General features: G+C 44.6%; 5 protein-coding genes. 1 reads left to right on the forward strand and 4 read right to left on the reverse strand.

Features of this window, described 5'->3' with window-relative positions:
• Window positions 1-9 precede the first annotated feature (9 nt).
• Both V7K73_RS04360 and V7K73_RS04365 read right to left on the reverse strand, forming a co-directional pair.
• Window positions 10-384 carry a hypothetical protein gene (locus tag V7K73_RS04360; RefSeq protein WP_334877477.1) on the reverse strand — a complete coding sequence of 125 codons (375 nt, stop codon included), beginning with the start codon at window positions 382-384 and terminating at the stop codon, window positions 10-12.
• Window positions 385-487: 103 nt separating this feature from the next.
• On the reverse strand, window positions 488-742 hold the full coding sequence (locus V7K73_RS04365; protein ID WP_334877479.1) for a hypothetical protein: 255 nt from the start codon (window positions 740-742) through the stop codon (window positions 488-490).
• A gap of 58 nt (window positions 743-800) precedes the next feature.
• On the opposite strand from V7K73_RS04365, the gene V7K73_RS04370 reads away from it, so the two are divergent.
• Entirely contained in the window at window positions 801-1,469 is a 669-nt protein-coding gene (locus V7K73_RS04370; RefSeq protein ID WP_334877481.1) for a hypothetical protein, read from the forward strand.
• Here the strand turns inward: V7K73_RS04370 and V7K73_RS04375 are convergent.
• Window positions 1,426-3,651 carry a CHAT domain-containing protein gene (locus V7K73_RS04375; protein ID WP_334877483.1) on the reverse strand — a complete coding sequence of 742 codons (2,226 nt, stop codon included), beginning with the start codon at window positions 3,649-3,651 and terminating at the stop codon, window positions 1,426-1,428. The genes V7K73_RS04370 and V7K73_RS04375 overlap by 44 nt on opposite strands.
• Window positions 3,652-3,705: 54 nt before the next feature.
• Window positions 3,706-6,000 (reverse strand): beta strand repeat-containing protein (locus tag V7K73_RS04380; RefSeq protein ID WP_334877485.1); only part of this gene is annotated, 2,295 nt, incomplete at its 5' end.

Genomic DNA, 6,000 nt, shown 5'->3' on the forward strand with positions numbered 1-6,000 from the left:
AGAGGTCTATTAACTTACAGCCGCAACTGACTTTTTACGGTTAGAACGCTTGCGCTCTGATTTTTTCTTCAGTCCAACTGCTTGAGCTTGATCGCTGTCTGACCCATATTGCCCGCGCACAACTTCTTTCATAGCTAATACAGCATTGTGAAATTCCCATTCTGCTAATCGCGCAGCATCAGCAGCAGCACGGTATAAAGTTAGTTTCTCGATTTCGGCTTGTTGAAAACTCAACATAGTTTGATAAGCTTGCTGTAAGTTTGCAGCAGAGGCATCAGCACGGGTTGTATTGTATGTACTGATGGTTTGAAAACCGTGCAATGAAGTAATATCTTGACTAATTGATTGAGGAGGCAAACGGCGTGTTGTATCTTGGGTAGGCATATATGTATACCGTAATAAAGTATACATTTAATATGCCCATTACAACTCTAAAGCTAACAGGAGGCTTTTACAGCTATTTTCGCGTAAATGTACCACATCTTTTTTATCTCACGCAAAGCCGCCCCAGGCGCACAGAGGAATCAACAGGTGGTTTAAAGATATGAAAACTGCTGTAAATTATGTAAGCCGATGCAATGGCATTGTTAGTTGATGCGATCGCATTGTCAGCCAATGCAATAACGTTGTAACTTGATGCAATGGTATTGTTAGTGGATACAATCGCATTGTCAGCCGGAACAATGGCATTGTTAGTCCATACAATCGAATTGTCAGTCGATGCGATCGCATTGCAGATCAATGAAAAAAAACAGATTGCAATCAGCTCAGTACTAATCTAAATTTAGAGGATTTTGATTATGCCTAGATTTACGGTTCCACCCAATTTCACAGGCACTGCTGGTAACGACACAATAGTAGGAGAAGATTTAAATAAATTTCCAGGAATTGGGATTGATGTTTTAACTGGAGGTTTCATTTATACAGGCTTAGGATTGGATACCTTTAAAGGCAACGGCACTGGCGGTAAAGGCCGTGATGGTGTTATCGGTAAGGACATCAATGGCAGCGAAGGCGGTGCTGGAATCGGCATCAGCAATAATGGCAATCTGAATGCTGGGTCGGGCGACGACGCTATCATCAGCAAGGGTATTGGGGGTCTTGGAGGCAGCGGCGCAGATGATTACCCCAATTCTAGCAGTACTGGCGGCGGTGGCGGTGCAGGGACAGGCATCAGTAACATTGGCAAACTGAATACTGGGTTGGGAAATGACACGATCGCTGGCACTGGTCAGGGCGGCAACGCCGGCTACGGCGCCGCTTCATATCCTCCCCCTGAGGGCAAGGGTGGTACTGGAACAGGCATTGCTAACAGTGGCAAACTAAATACTGGGTTGGGCAATGACACGATCGCTGGCACTGGTATTGGCGGCGCTGGTGATGAGTTTTTCTTTGACGGCAAGGGTGGTATTGGAACAGGCATTGCTAACAGTGGCAAACTGAATACTGGGCCTCAGCCTTGGAGCTAAACTGACCATGAGTTGCAAGATGAACGATAGGGAAAGATAAAGAATTAATCCGGTTTTGCAAAGCTTTGCTGGTAAATTCTTGATTCAAAAGCATGCTGCTAGGAACTTGAGAGCGGATTTGTTCTAATTCAAGTTTGACGTTGGGTAGTGCAGAAAATCCCGAACTTGCTTCACTCAATCCTGCGACTATTGCCTTTAATTGCTTCTCGAATGGTTTGGGTTCAATCAGTTGCAGACTGGGGGTGAGTGCAATGTTATACTTCTCAACTAGATACTGTTTGCCATCGTAGAGAACTGCCATCGGAATATTTCGCAACCAGCCATCCAGCACAAACACCAAAGTAGGAGTCTTATTTTCAGCTAAGGCAGCTTCGGCAGGTTGAATCAGCCATTTGTAAACCTTCTGCGATAAAGATTGAACCTGCCTGAGCGTGTGTGGTTTGGGTAGATTTTCTTGTAGTTGCGCTAAAGTAGTTTCTACTTCTTTTTCAACTACATGGGTAGTATAGTGCAACCAACGCTGTTGAGGCAACTCAACGATCACCTCTAGGCGGTCTGGTAAAATAAATGGATAAATAATTGCTGCCGTTGGATCTTTTTTGGGATTACGGATTTGAGCATTCAAACAGTTGTTGCGAAAGAAGTTTTCTAGTTCTGCTATTTGGAGTGATTCGATTGTATTGCTGGCTTTTTCGAGATTTTCTGAGCTAACTTGATTATCCTGAGATTGCAAAAGTAAATCAACCAACTGGCGATAAACTGGTTCAACTTCTTCTCGAAAGGAAAATTTCACCGCAGAATTGACAGTAACTAAATCACTGCGGAGGGCTTGCAGGTTATTAACTGCTTCTGTGTAAGCTGCTACTGCTCCTTTTATATCTCCCTTAGTTTTAAGTAAACGTCCTAGTTGCCATTGCCATTGATAGCCAATGTCTTTAGCATCGATATCTTGAGCGATGAGCAAAGCTTGTTGGGTGAGATTTTGAGCATCAGACCACTGTTGAGTTTGTTCATACACTTGTCCTAAAACACCAATAGCGTAGGATTGGGTGCGTTTATCTTGCAAACTTTTTGCTTGCTCAATAGCTGTTGCTAGTAATTGGGCAATATCCAACCATGAGGGACTGTCTGCGGCGGTTTTTCGGAATTGCATTAGACTTTGGGCAAAGTTAATCCGCGCAGAAATCGCTGTCCGACTAATGGGTAAGTCGTTAAGCTGAGTTTTAATTTGTGAGGACAATGTTTGGAAAGCTGACAATTGCTCAGTTTTCAGCAGTAGTCTTAGTTGATTAGCTTGAGCTTGGATGCGTGTAGTGGGTGAGGTTGCAGTTTTGATAGTTTGTTGATAATATTTTATAGCTGTTTGCGTGTCTTGCTGTACCCGGGCTGTATTACCCAGACTGAGGAGAATATCAGCGATCGCTTCTTTATCTGGCAATGATGAAGCTAATTCTAAACTTTGCTGCAATATCTGCCGAGATGTTTCTAAATCACCTGTGACTTGCACCACATTGCCGAGACTATGCAAAGCTGCGACTTTCACAGGAGAGTTGGGTTGACTTTGGAGAATCTGGCTACTTTCTCTTAATGTCTTCTCGGCTTGCCGATAAAATCCTAAAGCTTGCAAAGCTTGGGCTTGGTTAATCCGATTTTGAAGAATTGCCCTTTGATTACCGATTTTGGTATAAATGTCAAGTGATATTCGCCAAGTATCCAGGGCATCTTCAGCTTTGCCTTGAGCTAATTGCAGGCGACCTTTGATATCTAGAACTTGGGCTAGAATTTGTGAGGAGTCTTTGGTGTCTATATTTTGAGTAGTTTTTAATAAGTTGAGACTTTGAGCGATCGCAGTTTCTGCCTCTGACCAGCGTCCCAATTGCTGATAAGCTAATGAGAGATTACCCAGTGCGATCGCTTGCCTCAATTCATCCCCATTGCCTTCTAATGCAGAGATAGCCTGTTGCCAAGAAGTAGCAGCATCAGCAAACCGTTCGCCTTCATAAAATTTACTGCCCTGTTCGAGCAAGTTTTTGGCATTTAGTAAGCTTTGAACACTGGAGTTTTCCGCAGTTACATGTGCGAAAGTAGGGGGCAACAACCCCGTGCCTAAGAACATAGCCAAAAGCAGCAGTACACTTAAAAGGCGTTTGATTTTCCGTAATCTAGATTTTTTTATTGTCATGTTTTTGTCCCCACTTGCACCGTGTTTTTACTAAAAATAGACAGTGTAAGTTGCTCAACTTCCCTGACGTTGATTAAACACACGACAATCGGCTGGATTCTGCCAGGAAGGATGAGGCGTGACGGTGGGTGCAAGAAGAGTGAGAATTACATCGCCATTAGCAGCAATTACCCAACCAGTAGCTTCTACGATGCGATTTGGTGTTGGGTTAATCGGATTTGTAGAAACTGCTGGAGTAGAGGGTTTACCTACTTCTGGGTTGCTCCCCACCAAATCTACCTGCACTGCGTCAGCGTTGAGGGCTTCACCCGGATTAGGTGGTAAGCCACCGCGTCCAGTGATAGTAAAACTGCTCTTAGCTACAGCACTACCTGCGGTACAAGTCTGTGCTACTTGGGTGTCAACTGGTACGGTTGGTAAGTTGACTAAGCCACTGTTAGGGTCGATATCAGGTGTGTTAATTTTTACTACACCGTCTACGCCAAACTGAGAACTAGCGGTGATATCACTCAGAGAAGTTGGGTTAGAACGGGGCTGGATACCAAAGATGCCTTGAGATGTGATTTGGATATTACCCCCATTTCCCTCAAAGGCATTGGCAAGGATATCACTGTTTTCTGAAGGAACCGCAACGATGAAGCCGCTATTTATATTGATATTGCCGCCATTGCCATTATTGCCAGCTTCAGCAGATATCTTACTAGCACGGCGCAAAAGCAATAAGTCGTGCGCTTGCAGTATAATATTGCCGCCTTCACCGCTTTCAGTGGCTGCGGATAGGAATGCTTGATCATCAAGGGTTATGGAGGCTGCTTGTTGAATCAGTAAGTTACCTGCGTTTCCTTGACCTTGGCTATTGACTGCTACGCCAGCACCCTGTGTGATAGTTAGTTTATTTGGGTTAATGGAGATTGTACCGCCGTCTCCTGTAGAGTTGATATCGGTGTTAGCGAATAGTCCACTAGCAGGGCCTTGATTTCTGACTCTTTCTGGGCCATACAAAGCAAGTCGCTCATAGAAAGTGCGATCGCTACCAGAGATAGTCATGCTGTCAGTAGTATTGATAGTGATATTACCTGCCCTGCCACTACCGCCAGTAGTAGTGAGTACTTGTCCACCGCCAGTAGCCTCAAAAGTATTAGCCTTAATGGTAATGTTACCTGCATCACTAGCATTGAGAGTTTGAGCGTTCACAACTGCCCCATCCGCGACACGAAAAGCACCTGTATTAACTGTAATCTCTCCGCTCTGACCCTGCGCCCCTGGCTCAGTACTAGTTAACAGCCCTCTAGAAAATTTATTAGAACTGATCCCAGAGACAATCACAAAATCATCAGCTTTAATCTGAATATTGCCTCCCTTACCCTGTCCAAAGGTACTCGCACTTAGGAAAGCGCCATTAGTTACAGCAAGGGAATCAGCCGTAATGTTGATTTCGCCACCATCGCCTATGGTTCCAGCTCCCACACTGCTGAGTACACCGCTAGAGAATGTATTGCTACCTACCCCATCAAATAAGACTGTACCGCGAGCATTGATATTTACACTACCTGCATTCCCTTGTCCACCAAGGAGAGTTTCAGGGGTTGCACGAAGAATGGACTGTATTTGAGCGTCATTAGTTAGGGAAAGAGAGTCGGTTGTGATGTTGATGCTACGACCATTTCCTATAGCCTCAGGCTCCACAGTCATGAAAACTCCGCTAGAGACTGTATTGCTACCTACCCCATCAAAGAAGACTCTTTCGCCAGCTTTGATATTGATACTACCCGTATCACCTGTCCCAAAAGTGCTGGCAAGCAGTCCAGCACCGTTAGTTAAAAAAACCGATCCATCAGTATTAATATTGATGTCCCCACCTTTGCCGATAGCACCAGGTTCTAAAGTGCTAAATGCAGCACTGGAGCCTCCATTCATGCCAACGCCATCAAAAGATACTCTATCGTCAGCATTAATACTGATATTGCCTGCATTCCCTTCTCCATAGCTGCTAGTAGTTAGTTGAGCGCCATTAGTAAACAAAACCGCTCCAGCTTTGATGTTTATATCTCCACCCTTGCCCGCACCTGTTGTCTCCAACCTGCTTGATGCAGCCGTAGCGAATCCATAATTGTCTATACCATCAAAAGAGACTGTATTGCCAGCATTAATATTCACATTGCCCCCGTTCCCTTGCCCACTACTGTTAGCAATTAGTAAAGCGCCATTGCTTAAAAAAAGTGATCCTCCAGTATTGATGTTAATGTCCCCGCCGTTACCCACAGCGTACAAATTTACTATGCTGGATGCGCTACTGGGATTTCCATCGTTACCTATGCCATCAAAGGAGACTGTATCACGGGCGTTGAT

The organism is Nostoc sp., assembly GCF_036916975.1.
Lineage (GTDB): Bacteria > Cyanobacteriota > Cyanobacteriia > Cyanobacteriales > Nostocaceae > Nostoc.

Bases quoted from the DNA above. Each gene is read 5' to 3' on its own strand.
- V7K73_RS04360 (WP_334877477.1), bottom strand. From the start codon at position 384: ATGCCTACCCAAGATACAACACGCCGTTTGCCTCCTCAATCAATTAGT.
- V7K73_RS04370 (WP_334877481.1), top strand. From the start codon at position 801: ATGCCTAGATTTACGGTTCCACCCAATTTCACAGGCACTGCTGGTAAC.
- V7K73_RS04375 (WP_334877483.1), bottom strand. From the start codon at position 3,651: ATGACAATAAAAAAATCTAGATTACGGAAAATCAAACGCCTTTTAAGT.